Source organism: Paraburkholderia sp. RL17-373-BIF-A, assembly GCF_046030175.1.
GTDB lineage: Bacteria > Pseudomonadota > Gammaproteobacteria > Burkholderiales > Burkholderiaceae > Paraburkholderia.
Genome location: NZ_JARESO010000337.1, coordinates 1 through 773, shown reverse-complemented (window position 1 = coordinate 773; position 773 = coordinate 1). Strand labels below are relative to the sequence as shown.

General features: G+C 54.6%; 1 protein-coding gene. It reads right to left on the bottom strand.

Annotated elements, in window-relative coordinates; translation table 11 throughout:
* Nucleotides 1-175: 175 nt before the first annotated feature.
* Nucleotides 176-682: a recombinase family protein gene (locus P0D80_RS50730; RefSeq protein WP_408296432.1), complete on the bottom strand. Its 507-nt coding sequence runs from the start codon at nucleotides 680-682 to the stop codon at nucleotides 176-178.
* Nucleotides 683-773 lie beyond the last annotated feature (91 nt).

Below are 773 nucleotides of genomic sequence, written 5' to 3'. Positions count from 1 at the left end.
GAATTTGAAGATGTGATAGGTCTATCACTGTTTTTGTGATTTTCGAAAATTCTCGAAAAAGTATTCCGCGTAACCAAATTTCCTGACATAAGATTGACTATAAAGAATAATTGGGTCTTCTCCCGGCCCGCTTCGGCGGGCCCGTCTCATCCATGTCGCTCAATCTCGGCCGCGATCAGCTTGGCTGCTGAATCGCCCCGGGTTTCCCGGAAACCATTTTGCTTGAGTCATGCCGTCCTGCTCGGCCGCGAACTGCTGTCGACCTGGCGCGAGTTCGCTCACGGATCAAGTCCCGCTCCATCTCCGTAAACATGCCGAACATGGCGTGCATGGCCTTGCCCATCGTCGAGTCGTCGAACACGACACGTGGTTGCAGCAGCTCGATGAACACACCTTCGGTACGCAACCTGTCGGCGATCTGCACCAGATCGGATAGCGAGTGTCCGAGTCGGTCGAGTTTCCACACTACCAACGTGTCGCCCCGACGCAAGCGCCGAAGGCATTCCACAAGCTGTGGTCGGTCGGCACTCTTGCCGCTCGCCGATTCCTCGTAGATGTCGTGACAGCCGGCCAGCTTGAGTGCGTCCGTTGCAGGTCTGGGTTCTGGTCGCTCGCTGAGACTCGCGCGTATCCAATGCGTTGATTCATTGACAGTTGCGAGACGATGAAAAATTGACGGCAATTTTGACAGAAACGGAGGAATCTGCCCAGTTTATTCCGCCGATTCGAGGCCTGATCGGGATTCGCGAATACCCGAAGCTTCAGATATTAGC